Annotated in this window: 19 protein-coding genes; 11 read left to right on the top strand and 8 right to left on the bottom strand. The window is 61.2% G+C overall.

The features are described from left to right. Positions 1-80 precede the first annotated feature (80 nt). Positions 81-317, top strand: coding sequence for a hypothetical protein (locus RIN13_RS04090; protein WP_309106057.1), 237 nt, complete (start codon positions 81-83; stop codon positions 315-317). Between the two features lie 31 nt (positions 318-348). Here RIN13_RS04090 and RIN13_RS04095 read toward each other — a convergent pair whose 3' ends face one another. The 4 genes from RIN13_RS04095 to RIN13_RS04110 all read right to left on the bottom strand — a co-directional run bounded on the left by RIN13_RS04095 (position 349) and on the right by RIN13_RS04110 (position 6,673). After that, a complete protein-coding gene (locus tag RIN13_RS04095; protein WP_309106058.1) occupies positions 349-1,872 on the bottom strand; it encodes an SPFH domain-containing protein in 1,524 nt (507 codons plus the stop codon). Positions 1,873-2,020: 148 nt separating this feature from the next. Next, on the bottom strand, positions 2,021-4,660 hold the full coding sequence (locus tag RIN13_RS04100) for an AMP-binding protein (protein ID WP_309106059.1): 2,640 nt from the start codon (positions 4,658-4,660) through the stop codon (positions 2,021-2,023). Positions 4,661-4,875: 215 nt separating this feature from the next. Further along, complete coding sequence (locus RIN13_RS04105) at positions 4,876-5,901, bottom strand: isoprenylcysteine carboxylmethyltransferase family protein (protein ID WP_309106060.1); 1,026 nt, start codon at positions 5,899-5,901, stop codon at positions 4,876-4,878. Positions 5,902-6,016: 115 nt separating this feature from the next. After that, complete coding sequence (locus RIN13_RS04110) at positions 6,017-6,673, bottom strand: TetR family transcriptional regulator (RefSeq protein ID WP_309106061.1); 657 nt, start codon at positions 6,671-6,673, stop codon at positions 6,017-6,019. Between the two features lie 290 nt (positions 6,674-6,963). On the opposite strand from RIN13_RS04110, the gene RIN13_RS04115 reads away from it, so the two are divergent. The 3 genes from RIN13_RS04115 to RIN13_RS04125 all read left to right on the top strand — a co-directional run bounded on the left by RIN13_RS04115 (position 6,964) and on the right by RIN13_RS04125 (position 12,706). Next, positions 6,964-10,128 (top strand): DUF6923 family protein, encoded by a 3,165-nt coding sequence (locus RIN13_RS04115; protein ID WP_309106062.1) that lies wholly within the window; start codon positions 6,964-6,966, stop codon positions 10,126-10,128. 103 nt (positions 10,129-10,231) lie between these two features. Continuing rightward, the gene (locus tag RIN13_RS04120) at positions 10,232-11,695 is read left to right on the top strand and encodes a SpaH/EbpB family LPXTG-anchored major pilin (RefSeq protein WP_309106063.1); all 1,464 of its coding nucleotides are present in this window, start codon (positions 10,232-10,234) and stop codon (positions 11,693-11,695) included. A gap of 57 nt (positions 11,696-11,752) precedes the next feature. Continuing rightward, positions 11,753-12,706 carry a class C sortase gene (locus RIN13_RS04125; RefSeq protein ID WP_309106064.1) on the top strand — a complete coding sequence of 318 codons (954 nt, stop codon included), beginning with the start codon at positions 11,753-11,755 and terminating at the stop codon, positions 12,704-12,706. On the opposite strand, the gene RIN13_RS04130 is transcribed toward RIN13_RS04125, so the two are convergent. Beyond that, positions 12,703-12,987 carry a hypothetical protein gene (locus RIN13_RS04130; protein WP_309106065.1) on the bottom strand — a complete coding sequence of 95 codons (285 nt, stop codon included), beginning with the start codon at positions 12,985-12,987 and terminating at the stop codon, positions 12,703-12,705. The genes RIN13_RS04125 and RIN13_RS04130 overlap by 4 nt on opposite strands. Positions 12,988-13,166: 179 nt before the next feature. On the opposite strand from RIN13_RS04130, the gene RIN13_RS04135 reads away from it, so the two are divergent. From RIN13_RS04135 to RIN13_RS04160, 6 genes are all read left to right on the top strand, one after another. After that, positions 13,167-13,799: a sigma-70 family RNA polymerase sigma factor gene (locus RIN13_RS04135; RefSeq protein WP_309106066.1), complete on the top strand. Its 633-nt coding sequence runs from the start codon at positions 13,167-13,169 to the stop codon at positions 13,797-13,799. A 19-nt stretch (positions 13,800-13,818) separates the two neighbouring features. Further along, entirely contained in the window at positions 13,819-14,046 is a 228-nt protein-coding gene (locus tag RIN13_RS04140; protein ID WP_309106067.1) for a hypothetical protein, read from the top strand. Further along, positions 14,043-14,408, top strand: coding sequence for a hypothetical protein (locus RIN13_RS04145; protein WP_309106068.1), 366 nt, complete (start codon positions 14,043-14,045; stop codon positions 14,406-14,408). The genes RIN13_RS04140 and RIN13_RS04145 overlap by 4 nt, the downstream gene beginning before the upstream one ends. A 464-nt stretch (positions 14,409-14,872) precedes the next feature. Next, complete coding sequence (locus tag RIN13_RS04150) at positions 14,873-15,436, top strand: hypothetical protein (protein WP_309106069.1); 564 nt, start codon at positions 14,873-14,875, stop codon at positions 15,434-15,436. A 733-nt stretch (positions 15,437-16,169) separates the two neighbouring features. After that, complete coding sequence (locus RIN13_RS04155) at positions 16,170-17,789, top strand: collagen-binding domain-containing protein (protein WP_309106070.1); 1,620 nt, start codon at positions 16,170-16,172, stop codon at positions 17,787-17,789. 177 nt (positions 17,790-17,966) lie between these two features. Then, positions 17,967-18,671, top strand: a complete 705-nt coding sequence (locus RIN13_RS04160) for a sigma-70 family RNA polymerase sigma factor (protein ID WP_309106071.1) — start codon at positions 17,967-17,969, stop codon at positions 18,669-18,671. A 190-nt stretch (positions 18,672-18,861) separates the two neighbouring features. Here RIN13_RS04160 and RIN13_RS04165 read toward each other — a convergent pair whose 3' ends face one another. From RIN13_RS04165 to RIN13_RS04175, 3 genes are all read right to left on the bottom strand, one after another. After that, positions 18,862-21,438, bottom strand: coding sequence for a GH32 C-terminal domain-containing protein (locus tag RIN13_RS04165; protein WP_309106072.1), 2,577 nt, complete (start codon positions 21,436-21,438; stop codon positions 18,862-18,864). A gap of 143 nt (positions 21,439-21,581) precedes the next feature. Next, positions 21,582-22,625, bottom strand: coding sequence for a LacI family DNA-binding transcriptional regulator (locus tag RIN13_RS04170; RefSeq protein WP_309106073.1), 1,044 nt, complete (start codon positions 22,623-22,625; stop codon positions 21,582-21,584). 206 nt (positions 22,626-22,831) lie between these two features. Next, entirely contained in the window at positions 22,832-25,489 is a 2,658-nt protein-coding gene (locus RIN13_RS04175; protein ID WP_309106074.1) for a GH32 C-terminal domain-containing protein, read from the bottom strand. 237 nt (positions 25,490-25,726) lie between these two features. Here RIN13_RS04175 and RIN13_RS04180 point away from each other — a divergent pair, with 237 nt between their 5' ends. Further along, positions 25,727-26,797, top strand: coding sequence for a LacI family DNA-binding transcriptional regulator (locus tag RIN13_RS04180; RefSeq protein WP_309106075.1), 1,071 nt, complete (start codon positions 25,727-25,729; stop codon positions 26,795-26,797). Positions 26,798-26,871: the final 74 nt, after the last annotated feature.

The raw sequence follows: 26,871 nt of genomic DNA on the forward strand, positions 1-26,871 counted from the left end.
GCGGGCCACAGTCTCATCCCGCGGAAGGCTGCCCACGCGCCCTTGAGGCCAAGTACTGATCGGATCAATAGGAGTGGCACATGCCTGAAAAATCAGGAAGGCGGCTCACTGTTTCTGTCGGACGCCGGGAATTCGAGAATCTTCAAGGAGCCTTGGCTGCTTATCTCGACGTAACCCGGACGGCGAGGCCGGTGGATCCTGTTCTGGCAATGCGGCGGACCGGTTCATTGCTCCGTTCTCTGGAACGGTTGGCCGGCACCGTAATTTCTGATCAGAATGTGCCCGGAGTCGACAACGACGCCGGGCGGCGCGGCTAGCCACCCGGCGTCGTGCTCCTGTTTTGGGGAGTTACTTGTCCTTTGCCGTGTCAATGACGACGGCGGTTCGCGCCGGTTCCTCGACGGCACCATCGTTGGTGCTCTTGGCTTCGCCGGCCGGACGTGACTTGCCGAAGCCGGAGAGCATCTCTATGACGTCGAAACCTGTGGTGTCCTTGAGCATCTGCGCTGTCTCCTGAACGCCCGAGGAAACATTTTTACTCAACTGGCTTGCGCCGTCGTTGGAGATGACCGTCATGTTGCTGATGGCCCCCATCGGTGAGGCAATCTCCCTGGCGATGCCGGGCAAAACCTCCAGGACCTTGTTCAGGATGGCAGCCTCGTTGAACTCGCTGTACGCCTTGGCCTGGGCTTCGATGGCTCCTGCTTCCGCCTTGCCGCGAAGCCCGATGACATCAGCTTCCGCCACACCCTTGGACTTGATGACCTCGGCCTCAGCAAGGCCACGGATCTTGTTGATCTCGGTTTCGGCGTTGCCCTTGGCGGTGTTCGCTGCTGCGAGAGCCCGGGCTTCCACCTCGTTGCCGGTTGCTTTCAGCTTGCGCGTTTCGAGTTCGGCAGCCGCTTCGACCTTGGTGGCTTCGGAGATGCGTGTGCGGCGCGCAAGATCGGCTGCCGCTTCGGTTTCAACCTTGTACTTGGCAGCGTCAGCGGGTTTCCGGACCTCGATGTCCAGTTCCTTTTCGCGGAGTTCAGCCTGACGTGCAACCACCTGCTGGTTCTTGAGAATGATTGCCTGCTGTTGCTCGGCCTGCGCCAGAGGGCCGGCCGCATCAGCTTCTGCTTGACGGGCATCCGTTTCCTGCTTGAGTTCAGCGCGGCGGAGCGCCAGCTTCTGTTCAGCTTCGGCGGTCTTCTGGTCCGCGAGGGCCTTTGCTTCCGCAGCTTCCCGTTGGGAGTTCGCTTCAGCGATACTCGCATTGCGAGCCACCAGAGCAGCCTCAGGGCGGCCAAGGTTTTTGAGGTAGCCGCTGGAATCCTCGACGGACTTGATCTGGAACGTGTCGATGACCAGACCCTGGTTGGTCATCGAGTGTTCGGCCTCTTCCTTGACCGAAGCAGCGAACTGGGCGCGGTCCTTGATAATGGCGTCAACGCTGAGCGTACCCACAATCGAGCGCAATGATCCGGAGAGAGTCTCCTGGGTGTAATGGTCAATGGCGTCCTGCTGGTCGAGGAAGCGCTGGGCCGCCTTGCGGACCGAGGCCTTGTCTCCCCCGACCTTAACCTGGGCAACGCCAGCCAGGCGGAGTTGGATGCCGTTATTGGAAATTGCTTCAATGGTTACTTCCACCTGGCGCGAGGACAACGAGATGTGACTGACGCGTTCCGTGATGGGGTTGACGAAGGCCCGGTTGTTGATCACGACGCGGGACTGGTCCTCGGACATGTCTTCTGTTGGGTTGGGGTCGCTCTTGCCGGTGATGAGCATTGCCTCGTTCGGCTTAGCGAATCGGATGCTCATGACGTAGTACATGAAACCGGCAATGAGCAGGAGGACGAGCACGCCCCCGCCGATCAGAAGTTCAATCATTGTTCCCCCTAGGATTTGCATCGAGCCAGACGGCCCCACGACCAGAGACAAGTATCTCTTGGCCTGCACGGATACATAACGAGGACGCGGGCAATTCGTGATGAATCAACACATTTGGACCACGCTATCCCGGGGATTGAGGCAGGGGTCAGCCGGGTGCGACCTCGTAGTGTCGCCTGCTTTGGGCTCTTGCCCTGCGCCGCCGAAGTTGGCGTTCCACCCATCCCATAGTTCTGGTAGCCGCGCCCCAGTAGAGGACTCCAGCTGCCAGAGAAGCGAGGACAGCGAGGCCTTTGCCCGATTCTTCGACGAGCGGGTATACCAACCAATGAGTGACGTAGATATAGAGGGACGCGCTGGCCAACAGGGCGATAAGCCGGTGAAGTCCGCGGGGCACCGTCAGAGTGGGCACCCAGAGCAAAATGAGGAATCCCACCAGCATTGTTGCGGTGCGGTACTGGTCGCTGAAGGATAGCGGGATGGTCAGGAGCGCAATCGCCGTCACGGCCGCCCGCTGCCACAATGTTCGCGATGCGGCGGCGGCCCAACCTAGACCGAACAGCCACAGAACGGGGCCCTGGCCTGGATAGCCGGAGTCAATCAAGCCGAAGAACAGCGGCATATCCACAGCTATCAACGCCAGCGCGAAGGCCCACGGCCACCTGCGCTGGGCCCGGTCCGCGGCCGGTATGGCGAGGAGCGCCGCCAGGCCCAGCAGGATATGGACGAGGATCTCGATAAACCAGAACCTGGATTGGTTGCCCCACCCTTCCGGTCCAAGCAGGGGGTTCAGCAGGAATACATTGACCCAGGTGTAGGTATCGGTCACCGCGAAGGCGAAGCCGATGAACGCAATGCTCGGCACGACGATCCGGGCAATGCTGCGCAGTTGCCGTCGGAGCCGGGCACGGCGGCTGCCGGTGAGCTGGAACCGGGCAAAGTTATAGCCGGCGACGGCGATGAGTACGTGGGCGGTGCCGCCCCAGTGGAAGAACCCGATGTGGGTGGAGACGATGAAGATGATGGCGATGGCCCGAAGCACGATCCCCGTCTCCATCGGGGCAAACATCCGCAGGTACACATCGCGGGCTGTGCGTCCGACCCTCATCGGTTGCCGGGATCCAGGAGTGCCCGTCGCCGGCGCTGCTGCGGGTTTCTGCGGGCGGTGCGGGGCGGGAACAAGCTCGCAAAGCGGCATCAGGTGCCAGCCCTGCGGGATATAGCCCAAGGCACGCTCCAACCGGAGGGATGCTGCCACATATGACAGGGAGTCGCCGCCCAGGGAAACGAATGTGTCCGTGTCTGCGATGTTTTCCTGTTCCAGGACCTCGGCGAAAATCCTCCGGACGTCCACCCGGGTTTCTCCCCGTTCCTCCGCTGGAGCAGTGCCGTGGTCGCGGCCCTTTCCGTGGAATGCCAGGGCCTGGACTGCGGGGTAGTCAGGCTTTCCGTTGGCCAGCCGTGGAATCTCCTGAACGGAACGGAGTTGGATGGCTGCGCGCGGTACGCCCAGATCTTGTGCGAGGGACTTGGCGATCAGGGCGAGGTCATGGCTTCCTTCCACCGCTGCCACCACTGCTTCGTCAGAGCCTGCAGCCGCGGCGGTCAGGCCGAGGTCGGCCAGCAGACGTTCCACCTGGCCCAGGTCCACGCGGAGGCCAACGATCTTGACGAACCTGCTTCGACGGCCAACGATTTCGTAAAGGCCGCTCGAACTGCACCTGGCCAGGTCGCCGGTCTGAAGCTCTGTGATGACCCGTCCCAGGGCGAGGTCCTCCGGTTTTTCGGCGTACCCCAGCATCACATTGGGTCCCGTGTAGACAAGCTCAGAGGCATCGAGGCCCGGCACTGGCTCCAACCGGAAGGACCCGCCGGGCACCGGCACTCCAATGGCGTGCGGATGTTCTGCTGCCATGTCAGGAGGCAGGTAGGCCATCCTGGCCGTGGCCTCCGTCTGGCCGTACATGACAAACAGGTCCCAGCCCTGCCTGCGGCCCAGTTCGGCGTAAGAACGCACCCGGTCCGGGGCGAGACGCCCTCCCGCCTGGGTGATGTAGCGCAGGCTGGGCAGGTCCATATGCTCAAACCCCACCCGCTCCAGCAGGTCGAAGGTGTAGGGAACTGCTGCAAACGACGTTACGTTTTCGGTGCGGACCAGTTCCCAGAAACAGGGGTCCACCACAGAGAAGTCCGTCAGCGCCAAAGATGCGCCCACCAGAAGGTGGCTGTTCACCACGCTCATCCCGTAGCAGTACGACAGGGGAAGTGTCGTAGCAGCTGTGTCGCTGGGACGCAGGTGCAGGTACTCGGCTATCGCCGCGGCATTGGCTTGCACTGATTCGGCGGACAGGCGAACGAGTTTGGGTGAACCCGTGGATCCCGAGGTACTCAGCAGGAGCGCCAGCTCAGGGTGCAGTTCATGGCTGGTCTCTTCATGCAGTACGTCCAGAACCGCCTCACCGGCTGAGGCTCGGACCACGATATCCGGATCGTAGGCTGCGACAAGCATCTCGGCGGCCGCTCCGCCGCCTGACGGCAGGATGAGCAATGGATTGCCGGAGGACAGGGCAGCGAGGTAGGCCACCAGAGACGGCAGGGAGTTCTCTGCCTCGAGGGCGATCAAGCGCCGCGCGGGTCCGAAAGCGCGGGTCATATCCTCGACGCGTCGTGCCAGCTCGCGGTAGCTCACTGATTGGTTTTTAGTCTTGATGGCGGTGCTGTCCCCGAAGCGGGCAAGCTTGGCCGCGAATGAGACACCGGCCAGCTCTGGCTGTACAGTCACCCGCATCACACTAGAAGGTCAGCCTAACCTAACTCAAATGGACAATGCCCAGGGGCGTGAAAGTTACAGCGGGGGAACAAACCTACGTCCTGCATGCGTGAATGACCGCGGCGTAAGGTCAACGCCTTTCGCAGCCGGTGACTGTGGCATTCCCTTTGACCAGATAATGATCACGCGGGCGCACGAAGATGAAGCGGCAGTCGCCGGAAACCACTTGAGGGTCAAGGACGTGAGGGATGTTTCGCATGGAAGAAGCCTATGGGAGCTCCGCACCCGCCTGGTCCCGGGCTTCGCTTTGCGGGTGTCACCGTCCCTGCAGGGCGGTAAGTTTTCGGTATCTGAGGGATCCAGCAGCGCACGTCGTCGCGGTATTGCTCGAATTCATGGCCGAACCGTTCGTGTAAGTCAGACTCCTCGAGCGGTCGGATGGCGTAGTCCCACACCAAGGAGCCTGCGACGGCGTACACGATCACCAGCCAGGACTCCAGGATCAGTCCGACCGCCGCGCCCTGGACAATCCCGGCGATCGCCATCGGATTACGGATCCAGCGATAGGGGCCCGCGATGACCAGGCGGTTGGGCATTGCTGATGGCAGCGGCGTTCCATCTCCCAACCTCGACATGACTGCTGCGGACCAGATACCAAGGGAGCTGGCAAGCAGGAGAACGCCAACGCCGACAGGTCCTGCCATTGCGGGAAACGGCAGCCCTACCTCCCAGCGCCGTTCGAGGACGGTTATGGCAATCGGAATTGCCACCAGGAAGAACCCCCAGAAGAAGACGATTTGCCCGAGCGTATGAGCCACGTTTGCACGGATCGGACGGATGTCCGCCTGGCGGAATGCGAACGGACCGCGCAGGATCCATGTGGTCGGTACGCGCCCCAGGAAGACGAGGCAGAGCGCGATCAGCGAACCTGCCGCGGCAATACCCATGCTGAGTACGCCCCATCCCGCTTCGGTTGTGATGGTGGCGTAGACCGCCAGAGCGACGGCGACGAGACCGGTCCAGCCGGCAGTCACCACCGCGGCAGCCCGAACACCAACTGCGGCCAGGGCCGAGGCAACGACGAACAGGGGAACGTCGAAGAACGCGACGACGGTCGGGTTGAGACTGCCGAGGGTAGCTTCACGCACTGCGGGGGAGAAGAACACCCCGATCCACCAGGACAAACCGGCGATCGCCTGGGCAGCGAAATATGTCCGGCTCCACAGGGCCAAGGGCGCCACCAGAATCAGCCCGGACATATATGGCCCTGGCGTGGACCAGAAGGCTCCCGGCAGGCGAATGCGAGAGGCATGTTGTCAGATCCTGTGTTTGTGCTCATGGCTTCCTGCCGGATGTGGAGGGATCAAATTGGTGTCAGGCGCGGATACTGCGTGCGAGGTTCAGGACGTCGTCGAAGATCCTGTTTACTCCTGGGATTTTTGCCAGTGAGATGCCCTTGGCTATGAGGGGGACGAGACCATCAATGAGTCTCCGTGTCCGTTGCTGGTTCTCGGAGGTGTCGTGTACCCAGAACAACGTAGTGCCCATGTAGGCCAGCCACAGCAGCTCGGGAAGATCGTTGCGCAGCTTTTCGGGGAGAGCTGGGGAAGCCCCTTTAACGACTGCGTGGAAGAGGGCAAGGGACGCTTCACGGGCTGGCGCGGATTGGTCCCCGAAAGGGTTGACCGGGGAGCTCGGCCGGATGGCTGTGGAGATGAAGTCCCCGCCAAAGCCGTGATAGGGGGCCATTACATCGACTCCCGCATGGAGGACAGCCTTTAGTCGGTCTCCAAAACCCTCAAGTCCTTCAATTGTGTGGGAGGCGTGGGCGGCATGCTCGTTCTGGACTTGTTCATAGAGTTCCAGCACCAGATCATCCTTCGAGGCGAAGTAATAGTAGGCGTTGCCCACCGAAACGCCAGCCTCATTGGCGATGGCACGCATCGTCGTCTTCTCGAAACCGATCTCTCGGAACATCCCCAGGGCAACACTCGCCAACATCTCTCGGGTCCGTTCACTTTTCACTGCCATCAGGTGCCCCCAGATATTTTTGAACACGTTCAATAGCCACCCTTACACATAATTTGAACATGTTCAACATGTTGTCCGGTGTGCAAATTGGAACGTCAATCGAGATCGGCGTTATTGGTTTCGTCACGAAATTGAATCGGGGAGGTCATTGGTGAGTCAGGTGCCGAACGAAAATTCACCGTGTGTCTTACTTCGGGTCTCAACTTACAAAACCTGTGGGCGGGCTGCGTAGGCCGGCTCCATCGTCGGCGCCTTGACGTCCCGGATCGACGAAATGGGGGAAGAAGTCGATGAGGAACAACCGAGGGCGCAGTGGTCGCCCCATGATGCGCCGCCGAGGCACTGCAGGATCTCTGGTCCTTGCCGTCTTTTTGGGACTTATGGCTTTCACTGTTCCGATGCTGACTGCGGCCCCGGTGCAGGCAGCTCCTGGCGACCCGTTCAATTCTGCAGCGGCAACGGTCTATGTGGCCCAGGGCGTCCCGACAGGGTTGTTTGCAACTACCACTAATGGCTCAGGTGCCACGAGCTTCACTCCGGTCGGCTCCGCCTCCAATTTCCAGTACAACGCGGTCGCCTACAACCCGGCCGACAACTACATTTACGGCATAGCACTCACGGCAGGAACCGCTAACAACGGGACTGCCGTCCCTGCCGGGTCTCTCATCCGCATTGGCCAGGACGGGTATATCACCAGGGTAGGTACCGCGACTTTCGGTGCGGCAACCAACGTAGGTGCATTCAGCCCCGATGGCTTCATGTACGTCATGAGCGGGAACGCTGGAACAAGTATCCAAAAAATCAATACAACAACCGGTGCGCCAGCCGGAACCGTCACCCTAACGTCGGCTCCTGTTATTTCCGACTTCACCTACAAGGGGGGCTTTTTCTGGGCCATCCAGAACTCTACCGGCCGGCCAGTCCGGATCAACCCTATAAACGGCGCCGTGCTTGTATACAACCCGCTCGTTCCGATCGCGATTGGCTACGGAGCGGCATGGACTTACGGGAACGGCAACCTTGGGTTCTCCAACAACGAAACTGGCAGGATCTACCAGATTGCGGTTACCAACCCAACCGCAACACCTCCAGGGGTTCCAACGTTCACCGTGGTCTCATCCAACCCTGGGCCCCCGAACGGCAACAATGACGGGACATCCTCCCCAGGCATCCCAACCGATCTGTCGATCATCAAGACCACCTCGCCCGCATTTACTCCAGGCACAGCAATCAGCTACACCATCACCGTGACCAACAATGGTGCCGGAGTCTCAACCGGTTTCATCGTCACTGACGCGGTGCCTTCTCCTCTGACCACAGTGACCACAAACAACAGTGCCGCCTGCACAGTCACGGGGAACAACGTCCGGTGTGTCGGCGGTACCCTCGCCGTAGGAGCAACACAGACCTACACCATCACGGCTCAAGTCCCGAGCGGCACCACTGCCTGCATCACCAACACCGCCACGGTGCTGGCGAACGAGGCTGACTCGAGCGATACGAACAACTCCTCGTCAGCAACCAGCTGCCCTGGGCCGCTTATCACCTGTACCTCAAACCCGAATCTGTTCAACACCGGTTATAACGTGGCAACCGGCGGCGTCCTTGCGAACCTGGCAAAAGACGCGAACTGGGACGTGGCTGGACCATTTACTACAGCGACTGATGCTGAGTACACCGCTGCACCGTACATGGGCAGCTCTATGCCCCCCGGAGGGGCCACATGGACGGACGCCAATGTAGGGAACCTTGTACCTCAGGCCGGAGGGTGGGCACCCAGCCCTTACAGCAACGCCCAGTGGATTTCCCAGCAAACCACGGCGGCACCCGATCAAGGCTTATTCGCTGGTGACTGGTACTACCGCTATAACTTCACCCTGGCACCCTCCGTCGATGCATCCACCTTCGCACTGTCGATGGACTTCTACGCCGACAACAGCGTTTCTCAGATCTTCATCAATGGAACTGCACAAAGCTCCCAGATCACCGGTATACCCAGCAGCGGTACCAATAACCCGTACTTCTACCCAGGGTTTGTCTCTTCTGCCAGAGCCTCGACAACTCTGAAAAACAACTGGCAGACGGGCCTGAACTCAATCATCATCCAGATCAAGAGTGGGCGACCCATGGAAGGCTTCATGGCGCAGATGCGGCCCAGTGCGTTGTGCGCCTCGGTGCAGGTGACTAAGACGGTTGCCAGCAGGTTCGAGTCCGCTGACCAGTTCACTGTCAGTGTTGCTGACAGCACTCCGACCATTCTGACTTCGGCCACAACATCCGGTACTGGCACTTCGGCAACCAGCGCCCTGGCTTATATCCGCACGGGATCGACATACACGCTGACTGACGCACCGGCCGCGGGAACGGATATCGGCAACTACACGAAGACGGCCTCTTGCGTGGGTGCCACTTCTGGCACTTCTCCTCCCCTGACCGGGACTGGACCTTCATGGACCTTCACCCCGGCTGTTGTTGAAAACTACACCTGCTCCATCACGAACACCGCAATGAGCCCTTCACCGTGGACGGTGGCTAAGTCCGCCACTGTCGCAGATGCAGTGCCGGCGGGCGGGATCGTGCACCCTGGTGAGACCATCACATACAGCGTTGTTGCAACGAATACCGGTAACACCAGCCTGCCGGGTGTGGTGCTGACCGATGATCTGAGCGCTGTCCTGGATGATGCAGCGTTCGTGCCGGGTTCCGCGCAGTTGGTGATCGACGGCGGAGCCCCGGCCACGCTGGCCGATCCGGATACTTCCACGCAGCCGATCACGCTGACTACCGCGCCGTTCACACTGCCGGCAGGAAAACTCGCCACGCTGGTCTATCGGGTGACCTCAAACGCAGACGCATGGTCCAGGACGCTGACTAACGTTGTCACCGGCACCAGCACCGTGACGCCGCCGACCAGCTGTTTTACCGGACAGGAACCGCTTGACCCGAGCTGCACAACCACTCACACGACCCCGGCGAAGTTCCTGATCGAAAAGGTCGGGGAGTCTTCAGGTTCGATCTGGGTGCCGATGACTGGGTCCTCCTGGGCTATCCATGACGACTCGAATGGCACCCCAGGGGCCGTGAACCCTGACTATCAGGCCGCGGCCGTACCCACTGAGACGGGCCGATTCCAGGTCGAAGGAATCCTCCCGGGTGTGTACTGGCTCGAAGAGACAGTTGCTCCTCATGGCTTCAATCTCCTGGCTGAGCCGGTGCAGTTCACGGTGGAGGCTGATGGTGCCATCACTGTCGGCGAAGGCAATGGCAGCGGCGTCGTCACTAGCAGCGACGAGGATGAGGACAATATTTTCCTCGTCACCGTCAGGGATGTGCCTTCCCTGAAGATGCCCGACACCGGTGGCACCAGCTACTGGCCGTTCGTCTTCTCTGGCTCTGCCCTCCTGCTTGCCGCCTTTGTCCTGGCCTCCGCTAACATCCGACGCCGGAATCAGTAAGCGGCCTGACACCTGGTCCCGGTCCTGCCCACTCCTGAAGGGCCGGGGCTCCACAAATGTTCACTCCCAAGCATCTGCACTATCAATAAGAAAGAAGATACAAATGGGTAATCACAGCTCCGGGCGGATTTGGAAGACCACTGCCGCCACCATTGCCGGGGCGGTGCTGGCAATGTCCTTCTCCGTGGCTCCGGCGTCCGCCGCCCCCTTGGTCGACGGCGACCAGCCCGGTTCCATTACCATTCACAAGTTTGAGCGTCCGAGCACGCCCACAGGCCTGCCGAACGACGGCACCGCTGTTGATACTTCAGCCCTTACTCCGCTGGCCGGCATCGGCTTCACCATCCAGCAGGTCAATGCCCTTGACCTGTCCACCAACGCTGGCTGGGAGTCTGCGCACAACCTAAGCACGGTGTTCTCCGCCGAGGACCCTGAAGGGTCCATTACGGGTGCAGGGTTCACCCTGGGAACAGGACTGACCCAGGTCACTGATACCGCCGGTACAGCATCCTTCACCAGTCTTCCCGTGGGCCTGTATCTGGTCACTGAGACCAGCTACCCCTCCAGCGTGACGCCGTCGGCCCCGTTCCTGGTCTCTGTGCCGCTGACCGATCCGAACACCACGGACAACTGGCTCTACGACGTCCATGTCTACCCGAAGAATTCTGTAACGACTGCCGCGAAGACCGTCAGCGACGCTGCCGATATCAACCTCGGCGACCAGATCGACTTCACCATCAGCGGTGATATCCCCAACGAAGCCGTTCTCGATGGCTACAAAGTGGTTGATGCACTGGATCCGAAGCTGACCTACATCAACGCAACCGCAACATTGGTCGATGGCACGGTTATCACTGAGGTCATCGACTACACAGTGGCCTTCGATGCTGCCACGAACACTGTTTCGGTCACCTTCACCCCGGAAGGTCTTGCGGTGCTCGCAGCCCACAACGACACCCGAGTTCAGGTCGTTGTGAACACCACGGTGAACACCATCGGTGAGATCGCGAACAGCGCGACGGTCTTCCCGAACGCGGGCAGCTTCACCGGCACTGGCGTACCCACCCCGCCAGTCGTCACCAAATGGGGCGAAATCACTCTGCAGAAGGTAGGCCCAACCGGTGCCGCCCTTGCCGGTGCTTCCTTCTCGGTCTACGCTAACGAAGCTGACGCACTGGCAGGTGCCAACCCGATCGTGCTCAACAGCCAGAGCGTCTTCACGGTTGCCGCCGATGGAACGCTGACAATCTCCGGTCTGCGGTACTCCGACTGGGCCAACGGTGCAACAGTCTCCCCTGGATCCCCGGACTACCGCACGTACTACCTGGTTGAAACCGCGGCACCGGCCGGTCATGAGCTGCTCGCAGCACCGGTCTCATTCCTGATCAACACTGCGACCACCACGGCGGGCGTGGATCTTGAGATCACCAACGTTCCGTCCAACAACGGATTCGAGCTGCCGCTGACCGGTGGTGTTGGTGCTGCCCTGTTCTACGCCGGCGGTTCCCTCCTGGTTGCTGGCGCAGCCCTGCTGCTCGTGCGTTCACGTCGGGCAGCAAAGAACTAACACTCTGATAGCGCTGCTACAGCCGTTGTGTTCGCAGCTAACTTTCCCAGGATCCTCATGACACAGCCAGAATCGATTCACGCCCCGCCTCAGACGCCCGATAGGACCCGCCCTAGGCGGAGACTTCGCCAGCAGTGGAGCAAGCAACGTGTCGTCATCGTTCTGGCTGCGGTCCTCGGCGTGGGGGTTCTGGTCTATCCAACAGCTTCGGCGTGGTTCTCTGACCGGGTGCATGCCACGGAAATCAGCGGCTACATCGATAGCGTTGAAAACATCTCCCCGTCCGTGAAGACAGGCCTTCTGAACGAAGCCCGGCAATTCAACAAGCAACTGCCTTTCGGGCCGCTGCGGGATCCGTTCGCCCTGAACGAGAACGGCGAGCAGACTGTCATCGGTTCCGGCTCTGATGCGTATAAGAAAATGCTTGGCGTCGGACCTGACGGGATGATGGGACGCATCAGTATCCCCTCCATCCGTGCAGACCTGCCAATCCTTCATGGGACAGATGAGGGCGCCCTCTCCAGAGGGATCGGGCACCTGTTCGGCTCCGCCCTGCCGGTCGGGGGAGACAGCACCCACAGCGTCCTTACCGGCCACTCCGGGTTCGTCAGCGCCACACTTTTTGACCACTTGGACCAAGTCACTGAAGGCGACGTTTTTAGCGTTACGACGCTGGACGAGACCCTTCACTACAAGGTCGACCAAATCCTGACGGTGCTTCCCGACGACACTAGGGCTCTTCGCAAAGTGGAGGGCAAGGACTACATCACCCTGATCACGTGCACCCCCAAAGGTATCAACAGTCACAGGCTGCTCGTGCGTGGCGAACGAACCGACCCGCCGGTCATCGACTCAACCCAGCACGTCCTCCCCAGCACGACAACTGACCCCGGCTTTCCCTGGTGGGCACTGGCACTTCTGGTCGCAGCTACACTCCCAATCGTTGCTACACGCGCACCCGGCCGCGCACCAAAAGCAGCAGCAATGCCAACCAAAACAGACCCGGACTAGCCGCCGTCTTCAAGCCCAGCCAGCTGCTCCAGTTCCAGGGCGGCGAGAAGCTCCGTTACAGGCACGTTGATGGCTTGGGCGGCCGCCGACAGGATGGTGAAGTGTTGCCGGGCGAGAGCGATGGCCAGCTCTGTTGCGGAGTTGGGGCCGTTGCGTCTCACCAACTCTTCGACGAGCTCGGTCATGCGGCCGGTCAGCTGCCCCGGTCCTTCGGATTCCTCGGCCGCAATTCGCGTCATAACGACCGCAGCCAGGCCGGCGTGATCATATCTCAGTCCCATTGAAACACTTTAGAGCCGCCCGTCGGGATTTTGTGCTTTTACCGCAATGGCCTATCCATCCCAAGAAGATTCTTTTCGGCCCCATGCAGTTTCGCGTCATAAAACGGAAGCCGCCCGCGTATAGGAGGAGAGCGGTGGTCATCGTTTACTGGGTTTGGGGCGAGTGATGGGAAGAATGCGTGGAGACAGTGGGGGAACTGGTGCCCGAGGACGCCGGCGTCTTTGGGCCGGAGGCGGACCTGATCGATGGTGTGCGGAACGGGGATCCGGATGCGATGGCTGCCCTGTATGAGCGGCACCGCGAACCGGCGTTGAGGTTTGCCCGGTCGCTGATGTCCCGGGCGGAGGATGCTGAAGATGTTCTGCATGAGGCGTTCGCGAACGCTGTTCGTGCTATCCGTAACGGCTTCGGCCCCAGCGACTCGTTTGCGCCTTACCTGAATACCTGTGTGCGCTCGGTCTCGAATAATGCCTGGAAGAGGCAGGCGAAGGAGAGGACGTCCCCCTTCGAAGACCTGGACCCTCTCGCCGTCGCCGTTGAAGACCCTGGCTTGGAAACAGTGTTGAGTGTTTTCGAGCACGAGCACGTTGCGGCGGCAATGCGGACTCTTCCGGAACGGTGGCGCATAGTGCTCTGGCATTCCGAGGTAATGGGCGAACCGCCAAGGAACATCGCCCCTTTGCTGGGCATCGAAGCCAATGCGGTCTCATCGCTGCTGATCAGGGCCCGTGCCGGGCTTCGCGCCGCCTACGAACGGCAGGCCCTCCCAATGACAGAACCGGGAGGCCTGGACCGTGGTGGACTCAACTGAGGGATACGAGGGGAGACCCGTGGGCGCAGGTCTTTTTCCCAGGGACATGGTGGGCGTCGAGGGGATGCTGCTTCAGGACCTTGCCGGATCCTACGCGGAATACCGCCATGCCTTGGCAGGCCCCTTTGACCCTGTGAAGATCCTGGCACTCACCGGCGACGTCCTCCAGTCCGTCAGCACTATCCTCTCCGCCATCGAGCAGCCCCCCGAGCACCACACCGTAGACCCAGGAAAGGCCTGGCAATGATTGATGCCCATCACCTCGCCTACGCCGGAGTGCTCCTGGTCTTCCTCGCAGGGGCAGCCTTCATTGCCATTAGCGCCTTCCTAATCTTGGGGACGGCATGGCTCACCGTTGTTGGGGTCCGCTTCATCAAACGCCGCACACCGCACAAGCCGCCAGGAGGGGAGTGCAAGCGGAGGAACGCCTTGGAGCCGGTCCTGCCGATGGAGGAGGCACTACGCCAGGCCGCTGCGGGAAAGGCCAATTATCCCCAGGAACGATCCGGGAACGACCTGGAAAGATCAATCGGGGCACGGACAGGCCCAAGCAGGCGCCTGCGGGCGCAACGACGCCAGACAGCGGCCCGGACTAAAACTGCCGCCTGACAGTATCGCCCTGCTCCCAGACGCCGTTCGCCTTGGCGAATTTCCCCGGCGAAACTGCGTCAGGAATTGCATTCTCCCGGGTTAACCACATGTGCGGGCGGTTGATGCCCGGATCTCTCATGCAAATCCCCCGGATGAAGTGTGAGAGTCCCGCTCAGGGCGCCAAGACGTGAGACTCCTTGCCGCCCAAAGGGACGGGCGGAACAGTAATCCTGAAGAACTGAACCGCCCGTCCCACACCACCACATGTTCATGTCACGGAAACACAACCAAGTATCCATCTGCCTTATAGGCGAGAATCCTGCGGGGTCGTGACGACAAGCAGCCAGCCAGGACCGCACCGTCACGATCGGTCCCGTTGATCGTCTAATCAGGGACTGCAGGTGGTCTCATCTGCCGTCACCTCGCTGTTTGGATACCCTGCGGGTCCAGCAATACAGTCCCATGATGAAATCGGGTTGCCAATGCATGTAAAAGCAGATTCGCCCCTCAACAGGGCGGCGGTGGTGCGCTTGCTGGTTCTGATACCTCTGATGGTCGGCATCCTTGTGGTTGGGGCCTACTACATCAAGTCCCTGGCAGCGGACAGCCTGGGAAGTCAGGCAGGGACTCCCCGAGACGTCCAGGTGATAGCCGGATCGGAAAAAATGACTCTCAGAATCGCGGTTACAAGTGTCCGTCCAGGATCCATTGATGACCTCAACAGATTTGATATCCCCGCCGAAGACCAGGATAAGATCCCTCATTACATTTGGTTCAGATCAAAGATCACATCCGGTTCACTGCATTCAGGGGAACCGTTCCCAATAACGGTCGACCAATGGGAAGCCGTTTCCTCCGGAGGAGAAACGTTGCAGGGCATCCCATTGGGTGGCGATCTTCAGCCTTGTCCTCAGATCAGCAACCAGAAGCTCTCTGCCGGGGAAGCAGATGAGGGATGTTTTATGGTCTTCAACGAAGCCGGGAACAGCCTGACAAGCGTGTCCCTGCATCTTGTGGGAGGCGAAAGCATCCGCTGGAGGTTTTAGGTCAGAGGCCCGCTTCACAGCCCTGTGACGGGACTGGCTTGCTTGGCACCCCTTTACGACGGCATCTTGAACTGTCGAACCAATGGGTTCCGTCACGGAACCGTTCACTGGGTGCGTCCTGAAACTGCCGCGCATCGTCAAGCACAAGGGGCAAATGAACTGGCGCCGAATCCCTGCCCTCAGTTCCGCATCGGCTGCAGCCCTCACTATGGATTTGGAGAATGTGTCACGTCCTTCCCCTAGCTGCACCGTCAAATTGGCAGTCGTTCTGCTCAAAATCCAGGTTCCGCGCGCCAAGCTGGTCGGAGGGGCAAGGGCAGGCGGAACCATCGATGTGCCCAGTCAGGGCGGTAGTACATGTCTGGATCTTCTTGGATCATGGCATGGGCCGCATCTCAGTCACGCAAGGAGCGTTTAACCGTTCTCGCACTTGTCAGTTCGCAGTGGGAACGTTTCTGGGACGACGGCAACGTCCTGACGTAAGTTGCGACTGCATGTCCCCCACGTGACGACCAGCGCAACATCCGATCAAGGTTCGCTCAAAAAGGGGACTTTTTCCAGTCAGGAACCGTCGATTCGAACAATTCGACAGTTACGCGTCAGTAGCCTCTCATTGCCGCTGTGTTCTTTTGGTGGCAGCCCTGACCACGATCAACGTGAATTCGGGCCCTACAGACAGCCGCCAGCCCTCCATCCGAGAATTGGCGCGCTCAAAAAGAAAGTTCACTCCACGATGCTCAGATCTAGAAACCTTGCCGCCCGGAGACCCCTGGCCGCTTCAAGCTTCACCCGTGTTGTCGCGGGAGGCGCTGCCCTGATGGCCGTTGCTGTTGGATCCGCCGTTGCCGCCTCCGCAACATCAGGATCACCGACTTGCCTGAACCCGCTCGCAAAAACGCACAACTTCACAGTCATTGTGGAAGACAATGCTGCTCTCGGCTCAACCGGCGCGGGCGGCGAAATCGAGGGAAGCCTGGCAGCTGGCGGCGACGTCAGTTTTGGCCTGTACAACCTTTTGGATAACTCCGACGGGGGCGCGCTGCCGACGATTGGGAGTTCTGCGACCCAACTCCTGGTAGGAGGAACTATCGACTACAGCAGCGGCCAGAAGCTTGACCTGAATGCAGGATTCGGCAAGATCACCGACACCAGCGGCCTGAGTGTTACAGCCGATGGGAGGCTCGTGCAGCATGACGGCAACCGCTATGTGAAATCGCAGTTCGGCGCCGGCCAGAGCAGCGTCGCCGACTACACGGCAGCCGCCGAGACGTACAGTGAAGCTTTTCCGGCCGACTACTTCGACCGGTTGCGCACTCTCTCGACTCAGTACGCAGCTCTGACCGAGGGCGATGACGTCGCGCAGGTTTCCACTACAGGTAGCGGCGAGGTCCAGCTGGTACTCCAAGAAGGAGAAACCAATGTCTGGAGTGTTAGCGCTGCCAGTCTGGCTGGTGTCACTGCAGTGAACTTCAACGGAGCCACTCCCAGCGATGATACGCGGCTGGTTATCAACGTCATACCCGACGGTTCCAGGGACGTTGGAGGAGTGAGGTTCAACGGCGATCCGGTTTCGGACCGATACTTTGCCCCCTGGGTCGTTTGGAACTTCGAGGGCTGGGAAAACCTGCGCCTTGTTGGCGCGACAGAAATGAGCGGGATGCTGCTGGCCCCTGACGCTGCGCTGGACTACAACCGCAACAACCCGCTTCGTGGCCAGATCCTTGCGGAAAGCATCAATATCACCGCGGCAGGCGAGATCCACCACTGGAGCTATGCAGCGGCGGCTTGCACCGAGGTGACCGTGACACCGTCGCCTGAGGTGACTGTTACGCCGTCGGCATCGGTTACGCCGTCGCCTGAGGTGACCGTGACACCGTCGGCATCGGTTACGCCGTCGCCTGAGGTGACCGTGACACCGTCGGCATCGGTTACGCCGTCGCCTGAGGTGACCGTGACACCGTCGGCATCGGTTACGCCGTCGCCTGAGGTGACCGTGACACCGTCGCCTGAGGAGACTGTTACGCCGTCGCCTGAGGTGACCGTTACGCCGTCGTCCACTCCTGAGCCCACCGTCACCCGTCCGGGTCAGGCCGCAACCGTTGGCCCGACGTCATCGGCCGACCCGACGTCATCCACGACGGCTCCGGTAGTTGCTTCTGTACCCGAATCGTCCACCCCAACCACCACCGGAGCGCTGCAGAGCGCTTCATCAGATCAGCTCGCAGAGACCGGCTTCGACCGTGCATGGATGGTCGCCATCGCTCTCGTTCTAATGTTCGGCGGCGCTCTGGCCGTGGCACTGAACCGCCGCCATGAAGGCAAGCGGGCTGCCGGCAACCGGGCCAGGCACTAGTCCACCCCACTGCGGTTTTCATCCTGCCAATCCCTGCCCCCTCCGGGTGGGGATTGGCAGGTGGGGGCAGGGCAAGAAAACTGTTTGCCGATTTAGCGTCAGGAATTGCTATTTCGGTCGTATAAGAGCAAAGCAACTTCATCGCCTCCAGCGGTTTGGGGCCCAACGACGGGATGAATGACTGTGCAGAATTATGGGGCCGTGCTGCCTTGGGAAGCGCCACAGCAGGACCGTTCGCGTTTTCATTTGGGGAGCGTCATCGCCGCCGCCGGGAAGGTTCCAAGGCAGACTGACAAGCTGATCCCGGGCGTTTCCGAGGCCCGCCTGATTATGGGGGTGAGGAGCGGGGAGCCTGCGGCAATGGCTCAGCTCTATGAGCGCCATCGTGTTCAGGGGCTCCAGTTCGCCAGATCCCTCCTCAACTCGTCTGAGGATGCGGAGGACATTCTGCACGAAGCCTTCACCAAGGCTGTTAGCGCTATCCGGAACGGGTTTGGCCCCACAGATACCTTCGGGCCATACCTGAGCACCTGCGTTCGGTCAGTCGTAAACTCCCTATGGACTAAACGTGCGCAGGAGAGTACTTCCTGTTTGAGCCACTTGGATGCCGAGGCGGTAGAGGACCCTGCCTTGGAAACGATTCTGTCAGTGTTCGAGCATGAGAACATTGCCGCGGCGATGCGCTCATTGCCTGAGCGGTGGCGGACTGTGCTGTGGCATGCCGAAGTGATGGGCGAACCGCCCAGAAACATTGCCCCGCTGCTTGGCATAGAACCGAACGCTGTCTCAGCACTGCTTATCAGGGCCCGCGCCGGACTCCGCGCCGCCTATGAGCTGCAGTCCAGGCCTGATATCAGCACGTCCGGCCGGGACCAGGCGTAGGGGCAGTTTTTAGGTGGTTCACTTGTTTACGCAGAGTGGCGGACCACAACCTGGGCAGCTGCAGGATTAGCCGCCTTCGGCCTGCATCGCCGCCAACCATGTGGGGGACTGCAAGGTTGATGACTCCACAAGGGGCCTCCAGAGGGGGCGCCAAAACATCGTTCCGACGCCCCACTCTTTGGCTCTCCGCCTATTCGGTCCAGACGGACCGCAGCGGCGTTACCTTCACTGATTTGATGACGGCACCTCCGTCAGTGGCGAAGGCCTCGAGGCCCTCACTGCCGGCGTCGGGGAAGATCTGGTCCGTGATAGCCACCGAGCCGTCCTGGCCGAAGACCTCCACCGAGGACCAGTCGACCAGAACCCGCAGGGTCACCTCGCCGGTGGAGCCAACCTTCATAGGGGCACGTTGTACCCCGGCGAAATCGGTGCTGAATCCTACGTCGCCCGATTTGGTCCGGTCGACGTAAACCTCTCCGGCTGACCGGTCGTAACCGATCCGGGTCTCCTGGCCGTTGCCCGTGCGTACCTTCACACCGAATTCGCTGGCCGTACCAGCTGCGAACGTTGCCGTCAGCTCGTATGACTTGCCTGTGGCCGGCAGCGGCGCGGACCCTGCCGGAACGGCCAGGTTCTTGGCGTTGAGCACGGCTTCCCCGCGAAGGTCCTGCAGCTCGGCGACGGGCTGCTGTACCAGATGCACACCTTCAGCGCTGCTGCGGAGACCCAGCTCGCGCGGCACGGTCATCGCACTGCGCCACGGGTCGGTCGGGATCGAGCCGGAGTAGTCCCAGTTGTTCATCCAGCCCATCATCACGCGGCGGTCAGAGGGGGCGTCGTCGAACGTCACACCGGCGTAATTGTCCTTGCCATAGTCCACCCAGTGCGCCCGCTGGACGCTGGAAAGTGCTGGTATGTCCGAGAGGCTGAACTGGTCCGCCAAGATGTGCCCCCAGCCACCGGTGTTGTTGTCTGCCACCACGATCCGGGCGGTCTTGCCTTGAAGGTTCCGAACATCCCAGCCATTCCAGTCGAGCGCCTCGCTGTCTGAGCCGGTGGCCGTCCTGACCACCTCGCCGTCGACGACGAGGCGCACGGAGGTATCAACGGCGCGTGCTGCCGCCGCCTCGTCGGAGAACATGATGTGGTCAACGTTGATGTGTCCCCAGCCACCTGAACTCTTGTCGACGATCTGGATCGTGGCAGTCTTGCCGGCGTACTCCGAGACGTCCCAGCCCGTCCAGTTGAGGGCCTCATTGTTGGCCCCTGTGGCGGACCTTACGATCTCGCCGTCGATGAGCAGGTCAACGGAGGTCGGCTCGCCGGCGGTATAGGGGTGGTTGCCTCCGCCGACGAGCAGGTTGATGTGGCTCTTGGCGATGGTGAATTCCGGGGATGTGATGGTTCCCTGTGACGTGTCGTGGTCGATGAAGGTGTTGACCAGCTGATCGCCGACGTAGCCGGTGACTTGCTGCTGGTCACCGATAGTCCCCTTCACCGGGGCGGTTCCGGCGAAGTTACCTGTTGCCACCCACCCGTCGCCGAACCCGCTACCCTCGAAGTCGGCGAAGACCTCTCCTGCAGGAGGCGAGGGGCTGAGTGTTGATCCGGGCACATAGGGGTGCTTGCCACCGCCCACTTTGAAGTTGAGGTAGCCGGCATTGAGAGTGAACTCGGGAGAGGTCAGCGTGCCGGTACCGCCGTCGAAGTTGTTGAAGCTGTTGGCCAGCCCGGCTCCGACCCAGTCGGAGACGCCGCCCTGACCGGGCAGGTTCCCGGCGGCGGGCGCCGTACCGAAGGCAGTGCCGTCGGGTGCCCATCCGCTGTACGTGCCGTCGTCGAAACTGCCGACGTCGATTCCGGTCGGGGCGACATATGGTTTGTCATCCGAGACGAAGTTCTTGCCGTCGAAGGTTCCGGTGAAGTACTGGTTAGCCGATCCGCCGGCGATGCCGCCCGAACCAATGTTGACCAGCAGCACCCATTTGCTCTTCTTCTTGTCGCCGTCCACAGGAAGCGGGAAGAGGTCCGGGCACTCCCAGACCCCGCCGGTGGCGCCGGCCGGACCGAAGTTGCTGAGATGCTCCCAGGTCTTCAGGTCACTCGAGCGGTAGAAGGCAACCTTGCGCTCGGCGCTCAGGGCCACGCTCATGATCCACTCCTGGCCCTGCTCATACCAGAACACCTTCGGGTCCCGGAAGTCGCGTGAACCGATGTCAAGGACCGGGTTGTCGGCGTACTTCGTGAACGTGCGCCCGCGGTCGGTGCTGTAGGCCAATGCCTGCGACTGGATGCCAGTTGCCTTGTCCAGACGTGTGTACACGGCCACCATCGCCGGGTTGTCCTTGGTGCCGAACCCGCTGGTGTTGTTGGTGTCGATGACGGCGCTGCCCGAGAAAACCATCTCAACGTCGTCGTGTGGGATCGCGACGGGCAGCTCATTCCAGTGCACCATGTCCGTACTGACCGCGTGGCCCCACGACATGTTCCCCCATTGGTTGCCCGACGGGTTGTGCTGGTAGAAGAGGTGGTACTCGCCCTCATAGAACACCATCCCGTTGGGGTCATTCATCCAGTTCTTCTCCGGCGTGTAGTGGAACTGGGGCCGGTACTGCTCGGTGTACGGGGCGGGTTCAGATTCGACGGAGGATGCGGGCACGCCGGTGGCCATAGTGGCGGCGAGGGCCAGCGCAACGGTGGCAATTGCGGCGGCCCGGCGCCTCCGGCTGCGGAGGCGTCGGCCGGGGGCGGGGATTGGGTAGTTCATAAAACCACTTCCTTGTGTTGGGGGCTTGCCAGTACGGGTAATACGTATAACTGTGAGACGGAGGAAGCTCTCCTCAGGCGGAACAAAGAGAATTTTCAGTGCGGCAACGTTGCCGCATTCGGACGCTCGCCGGATGGTGCGGCTCAGGGCATCTCCGTAGGGCGGGTGACTGAATTGCGTTCAATCAAAGGGCACTCCATCAGCTCGACCCGGCCATCTGGTTCCGTATCCTGGAGGATCAGTTCGACCGCGCGCCGGCCCATGGCGACGAACGGCAATTCAAGGGTGGTCAGGCCGGGACGCAGGTTTGGCGCCAGAATCGCCTGGTTGTCGAACCCCACGATCGAGACGTCACGAGGGATGGAAAGGCGGAGGTCTGACACTGCCTGGTAGGCACCCCAGGCGCCGCGGTCGTTGCCACAAAAAATCGCGGTTGGTGGCTTGTTGGCGGTCAGCAGTTCCATTGTGTAGTCGTAGCCGTCTTCCTCGCCGCCCCGCCCAAAGCGGATGAGAGCCGGATCCGGTTCCAGGCCCGCCTCGCCCAGTGCTGTCAGGTAGCCTTCATGACGTCCGACGGCGGCCGGGAGTCCGCTTTCCAGGCTCTGAATGTTGAAGAAGGCTATTCGAGAGTGCCCTGCATCCAGCAGCCTGCGGGTTGCGGTGTAGCCCCCACGCACTTCGTCAGGCGCGACGCTGGGAACGCGCCCGTCCCGGTCCTGCGAGTTGAGAACAACTGAGGGGACGCCGGTCAAGGCCTCCGGAACGTCCAGCCGCCGGTGGTACATAGCACCGTAGACCACCCCGGCCACCTTGTACGAGAGCATGGTGTCCAGGGATGCGGCCTCAAGCTCTTTGTCGCCGCCGGTGTTGACCGTAAGCAGGAGGAGTCCGTCCTCCCAAGCCCGCTGTTGTGCCCCTTCGATAATGGCGCCGGCGAACGGCGACGTGGCGACGGAGTCACCAACGAAGCCGATCATCCCGGAAACACCCTCGCGCAGGGTTTTGGCGTGTGCATTGGTGCGGTAGCCGAGTGTGTCCACGGCATCCTGGACGCGCTTCCGGGTTTCCGCGGAGAAGCGTGAACCACCCGCCGAATTCAGCACCAAAGATACGGTGGCCTGCGAGACGCCGGCGGCTGCCGCAACATCGTGCATTGTGGGTCCGGATTTGGGGCGTGATCCAGCCATGAGGACCTCCTTGGACCACCGAACCAGTAACTGAGTTATTCGTATAACTGCGGAAACTGTATCCTGCATCACAAACAGCGTCAATAGACCAGCCACCTAGGCGGCAGGCACTCAACGCTCGCCGGACAATAGCGCTCGGCTGGGGTTTCCCAGCCGAGCGCTTGCGGGATCCACCCACGGCCACCTCCTGGCCTGGGCGCTCTGTTTTACTTGAACATTGACTGCTGCAGCGGCGTAACGGTCAGGGACTTCAGGCGGGCAGTGCCGCCGTCGGCGAACAGTGCTACCTCGCCTGCGCCCGGGCCGGGGAACACCTGGTCTGTGATGGTCCGTTGGCCGCCCTGGGCGAAGACCTCCACCGAGGAGCGGTCAACGTAGATCCGCAGTGTCACGGTGCCGTCGGCGTTCAGCGTGACGGGGGCCGAGTCGACCGAGGTGAACAGGGGGTGGAATCCGGTGTTTCCGGAGTTGCCCCGGTCCACGTACACCTCGCGGCTTGATGCGTCGTAGCCGATTACCGTGGAGTGTGTCCCGTCGCCAAGGACTGTGATGCCCGATTTTGCTGCTGTTCCGGGCGCGAACGTTACGTCGATCCGCTGGACGTCACCGGAGGCCGATGCCGGCAGGGGGTGCGTGCCCGGGGTGATACTGGCGCCCTTTCTGTCGCTGTAGCTCGCCTTGGTGCCGAGCTTGTCCACTTGCTTCACGGCCTTCTGGGCCAGCCGGGGCCCGGCAGGTGTTTGCGTCAGCGAGACTTCACGCGGCAGGGACATGGCACTGCGCCACGGTGAGGTGGGGATGGTGTTGGCGTAGTCCCAGTTGTTCATCCAGCCCAGCATGATTCGTTTGTCCTCGGGCATGTTGCCGAAGGAGACCGAGGCGTAATAGTCCCGGCCGTAGTCCAGCCAGTCGTAGGAGTTGATCCGGGGCCTTGCCGGTGCAGACGAGGCAATGAATTCGTCCGCCAGGATGTGGCCCCAGCCGAAGCGGTTGTTGTCAACGATCCTGATCTGCGCCTGACGGCCCTTGAACTCGGACACGTTCCAGTTGGCCCAGTCCAGAACCTCACTGTTTGCTCCTGTTGTGGACCGGACCACTTGGCCGTCCACCACCAGGTTTACGCTGGTTTCATCCGAACGGGGCACTGCCGCCTGGTCGGTCAGCATGACGTGGTCGAGCGTGAGGTGCCCCCAGCCGCCGGTGGCCTGATCGACGATCCGCAGCTGCGCCTGTTTGCCCGCAAACTCCGAAACGTCCCAGCCCTTCCAATTGAGCTGGCCGGAGTCGTCCCCTGACAATGTCCGCACGACGCCGCCGTCCACCAGCAGTTGGGCCTCAAGCACCTGGCCGCTCTCGGGGCTGCGCTTGCCGCCGCCCACCAGAAGGCTGATGAAGTTGCGCGTCAGAGTGAACTCGGGGGACGTGAGGGTTCCTTGACGATTGTCGCCAGGGGTGGCGCCGGTTTCCCAAGTGTTGATTCGCTTGGCGCCGATGAAATAGTCGCCGCCGGAGGTGGCGGGCTGGAACGACGGCGCGAGGTCACCGGTGCCAGTCCAGCCGGCATCGGCGAGGGTGCTGCCGTCCGGAACCTCAAAACCGTCGAACAGCAGATCGCCGGCCGGGGGAGTGTTGTCCAGTTTGTCGGACACGCTTGGGTGCTGGCCGCCGCCCACCAGGAAGTTGATGTAATCGCTGTCCACAGTGAAGTCGGGGGAGGACATGGAGCCCAGTGGCCAGTCGCCGTCGTTGAAGGAATTGACCAGTCCGGCGCCGGCGAAGCCAGTGACAGGGCTCTGGCCGGGGAGGGACCCTGCTGCTGGTGTGTCGCCAAAGGGTCCGTTCTTCCAGTTGCCGGGCTCATTGCTCACGGTCCAGCCGTTGTAACTTCCGTCGTTGAACCCAGCTATCGCCGTTCCGGACGGCAGGGACTCGCTTGGCCTGGTGCTCTCGGAGGTGAAGGTTGTGCCATCGAAACTGCCCACGAAGTACTGGCCGGCCGAGCCCCCGGCCACCCCGCCCGGATTGATGTTGACCACCATGACCCATTTGATGTTGTTCGGATCGCCGTCCACGGCCAGCGGGAAGAGATCCGGGCACTCCCAGAGCCCGCCTGTAGCGTTGGCCGGCCCGAATTCGCTGAGGGCTGTCCAGTCCTTGAGGTCCGTGGACTTGTAGAGCAGCACCTTGTGGTCGGTGGCCTCTACGGCTGTCATGACCCAGTAGCCGCCGCCGTCGGGGGAGCTGTACCAGAAGACCTTGGGGTCGCGGAAGTTGGCCGAATTCCGGTTCAGGACGGGATTTTCGCTGTATTTGGTCCAGGTCTGGCCGTCATCAAGGCTGTACGCGAGTGACTGCGCCTGCAATCCGCGGTGCGGGGAGACGTCCTTGTACGCGCTGGTATAGATGGCGACCAAGGGCGGGTTCTCCGCAGTTCCGAAGCCCGTGGAATTGTCCTTGTCCACCACAACGCTTCCCGAGAAAACATCCTCCTGATCATCTGTGGAGATGGCCAGCGGCTGCTCCTTCCAGTGCACCAGATCCGGAGACGTGGCATGCCCCCAGGACATGTTCCCCCAGGTGTTGCCCGAGGGGTTGTGCTGGTAGTAGAGGTGGTAAACGCCCTTGTGGTAGACCATCCCGTTGGGATCGTTCATCCAGTTTTTTTCCGGCGAGAAATGGACTGCCGGGCGGTACTGTTCCTGCCCCAGGCTGCCTTGGGGGCTTCCGACGTCGGACTCTCCCGCCGAGACAGGACCACCCCCGGCGAGCAAGCCCGCAAGCGTTAGTCCCGCAAGCGTCAGCGCCGGAAAAGATTGAAATCTTGATGTTCGTTTCGCGTGCATATTTAAAAATTCGCCCTTCATTGCGCGTGCCTTTCCCCGTAGACAACGTTGTCAGTGAACGGAACGCTAGGCTAAGTCCAGGGGACAAGTCAATGAATAAAAAAGTTGTTGACACGCTTTAGTAACGCGCGTAACCTCGATCCCACGTCTTGGTAACGCGCTTTACTCACGAGGTGGACGCGGACCTAAGGGACATCAGACTCACGCACTACCGCCAGTCACAGCGACGGCGTCAACGCAGACCACCGGAGAATTTCAATGGCGAAGAACGGGCCCATCACGAAGTCGGCTGCAGTGCGGGATCGGGGCGTCACCATGAACGACGTCGCGAACCATGCAGGCGTCAGCCGCACCACCGTGTCCTTCGTTCTGAACAACCGGTCCACCGCCAATATCTCGGAAGAAACCCGCAAGCGCATCATTGAGTCGGTGCAGGAACTGGGCTACCGCCCAAACGCCGGCGCACGTGCATTGGCCTCCCAGCGAAGCGACTGGTACGGGCTGGTCACGGAAATCGTGACGGCCCCGTTTGCAGTGAACGTCATCAAGGGCGCCCAGGACCAAGCCTGGCTTGACCGCCGGTTCCTTCTCATTGCGCCCTCCGACCAGGCCGATGCCGTAGGACCCAACCAGGGCATGGAAGATGCAGCCATTGAAAAGCTGCTGGAACAACGGGTGGAAGGGCTTTTGTACGCGGCGACGTTCCACCGCGGCGTGCATGTTCCGAAAAGCGCCCATGAGGTTCCCACTGTCCTGATCAATTGTTTCGATGCGGACGGGAAGCTGCCCTCGATCGTCCCGGACGAACGCGCCGGCGGCAGGGTTGCCGTCGAGCGTTTGCTCGTGGCTGGCCACCGCAGGATCGGAGTCATCAATCTGGACCCGCAGATCCCGGCGGCCGTCGGGCGTTTGGAGGGTGCACGCGACGCGCTGGCGGGCGCCGGGCTGGAACTGGATCCGGAGCTGGTGGTGTCCGGATATGCGACGGCGGACGGGGGCTACGAGGCGGCCTGCGAAATCCTGGACCGTTATCCAAAAGATGAACGGCCAACCGCCCTGTTCTGCCTCAATGACCGCATGGCGATGGGCGCCTACGACGCCATTAAGGAACGGGGCCTGACCATCCCCGGGGACATCGCTGTGATCGGCTTCGACAACCAGGAACTGATTGCGGCCTACCTCAGGCCAAAGCTGACCACGGTTGCGTTGCCCTTCGAGAAAATGGGCGCTCTGGGAGTCCGGACGCTCGCCGCTCTGACAGCAGGACAGCCGATCACTGCCGACCAGCAACTGGTCGACTGTCCGCTGCTAGAACGCTCTTCGGTCTGACCGTGAAATCAATGTCGAAGAGCTGACCCTTACCCACCCCTTCACCTTGCTGATGAAGATAGGAAAGAGATACC

It is taken from the genome of Arthrobacter sp., from assembly GCF_031179985.1.
In the GTDB taxonomy this organism is placed as follows: Bacteria; Actinomycetota; Actinomycetes; order Actinomycetales; family Micrococcaceae; genus Arthrobacter.

Bases quoted from the DNA above. Each gene is read 5' to 3' on its own strand.
- RIN13_RS04090 (WP_309106057.1), top strand. From the start codon at position 81: ATGCCTGAAAAATCAGGAAGGCGGCTCACTGTTTCTGTCGGACGCCGG.
- RIN13_RS04095 (WP_309106058.1), bottom strand. From the start codon at position 1,872: ATGATTGAACTTCTGATCGGCGGGGGCGTGCTCGTCCTCCTGCTCATT.
- RIN13_RS04100 (WP_309106059.1), bottom strand. From the start codon at position 4,660: ATGCGGGTGACTGTACAGCCAGAGCTGGCCGGTGTCTCATTCGCGGCC.
- RIN13_RS04105 (WP_309106060.1), bottom strand. From the start codon at position 5,901: ATGTCCGGGCTGATTCTGGTGGCGCCCTTGGCCCTGTGGAGCCGGACA.
- RIN13_RS04110 (WP_309106061.1), bottom strand. From the start codon at position 6,673: ATGGCAGTGAAAAGTGAACGGACCCGAGAGATGTTGGCGAGTGTTGCC.
- RIN13_RS04115 (WP_309106062.1), top strand. From the start codon at position 6,964: ATGAGGAACAACCGAGGGCGCAGTGGTCGCCCCATGATGCGCCGCCGA.
- RIN13_RS04120 (WP_309106063.1), top strand. From the start codon at position 10,232: ATGGGTAATCACAGCTCCGGGCGGATTTGGAAGACCACTGCCGCCACC.
- RIN13_RS04125 (WP_309106064.1), top strand. From the start codon at position 11,753: ATGACACAGCCAGAATCGATTCACGCCCCGCCTCAGACGCCCGATAGG.
- RIN13_RS04130 (WP_309106065.1), bottom strand. From the start codon at position 12,987: ATGGGACTGAGATATGATCACGCCGGCCTGGCTGCGGTCGTTATGACG.
- RIN13_RS04145 (WP_309106068.1), top strand. From the start codon at position 14,043: ATGATTGATGCCCATCACCTCGCCTACGCCGGAGTGCTCCTGGTCTTC.
- RIN13_RS04150 (WP_309106069.1), top strand. From the start codon at position 14,873: ATGCATGTAAAAGCAGATTCGCCCCTCAACAGGGCGGCGGTGGTGCGC.
- RIN13_RS04155 (WP_309106070.1), top strand. From the start codon at position 16,170: ATGCTCAGATCTAGAAACCTTGCCGCCCGGAGACCCCTGGCCGCTTCA.
- RIN13_RS04160 (WP_309106071.1), top strand. From the start codon at position 17,967: ATGACTGTGCAGAATTATGGGGCCGTGCTGCCTTGGGAAGCGCCACAG.
- RIN13_RS04165 (WP_309106072.1), bottom strand. From the start codon at position 21,438: ATGAACTACCCAATCCCCGCCCCCGGCCGACGCCTCCGCAGCCGGAGG.
- RIN13_RS04170 (WP_309106073.1), bottom strand. From the start codon at position 22,625: ATGGCTGGATCACGCCCCAAATCCGGACCCACAATGCACGATGTTGCG.
- RIN13_RS04175 (WP_309106074.1), bottom strand. From the start codon at position 25,489: ATGAAGGGCGAATTTTTAAATATGCACGCGAAACGAACATCAAGATTT.
- RIN13_RS04180 (WP_309106075.1), top strand. From the start codon at position 25,727: ATGGCGAAGAACGGGCCCATCACGAAGTCGGCTGCAGTGCGGGATCGG.